Annotated in this window: 1 protein-coding gene; it reads right to left on the reverse strand. The window is 41.8% G+C overall.

Going from position 1 to position 1003, the window contains the following annotated elements; all coding sequences use genetic code 11:
* Positions 1-229: 229 nt before the first annotated feature.
* Positions 230-1003 (reverse strand): IS110 family RNA-guided transposase (locus tag ACSLUH_RS19435; RefSeq protein ID WP_448570075.1); only part of this gene is annotated, 774 nt, incomplete at its 5' end.

Here is a 1003-nt window from a genome sequence, read left to right on the forward strand (position 1 = left end):
TCAAGTAGGCTGGTTTCATTTTATGTGTCCAGTTAGTTTCAGGCTCAAGTTAGGTGTAAGCGACTTTGCTTATTGTATTAATGCACGCGTACTGAGTGTCTAATCAAGCTAGGTTAGCTTAGGGCTATCGACATATAATTGGCTAATAGCTTTGTGGCTATTAATACACCCAATTGATTGATGTTCGACCTTTTGTCTAGTTAGACGTGCAGCTCACTCAGTACCGTGACTAACTCTTTAAGAACCTGGCTTCATCGAATACGGTCTCTTTTTTCAACATAAAATAAACACAGCGCCCGAGTTTATGCGCAAGTGCAGAGAGTGCTTTTGCTTTACTCATTCGCTTTTGTAACTTTTCAATATATTGGTTGGCATTGGCGTTATGGCGCAACAGGAGAACAGCAGCTTCAGAGAATGCCCACTTGAGATGGGCGTTGCCGATTTTATTTCCTTGAGTACCGTAGGTTTTGCCAGCAGATTCCGCCTTGCACTTCACAAGGCGTGCGTATGACGCAAACTTTTGTACAGAAGGAAATCGGTCGATATGGCCAATTTCATAGATAATCGTTAATGCGAGAATGCGACCAATACCATTAATCGTTTGTAGAATACGTAAATGAACGGGGTTATGTTGCTTTGCCATTTGTTCAATATAGTGCTCAAGAGGCTTGAGTTCTTTCTGGTAATAGTCGAGTAGCGCCATATCTAAATTAATCGAGCGTTGGACCACAGGATCAGGGAAGTAATGTCGCATTTTTTCTCTGTCACAGACATTTTTTAAATTAACATTGTGAGCAGGGAGATTGTATTGACTTGTGGTATTAGCAACATGGGCTTTTACGTCGGCACCATGGCGAACGATTTTGGTTCGTCGTCTAAGTAAATCGCGAGTGGCGCGCATTTCCTTATCGTAAACGTAGGCCATAGGAAAGTTGCCTCCACGGATAAGTTTAGCGATTTTATACGAGTCAATTTTATCGTTTTTTGCTTTACCGCCATGAAT

This window comes from Thalassotalea ganghwensis, assembly GCF_053485795.1.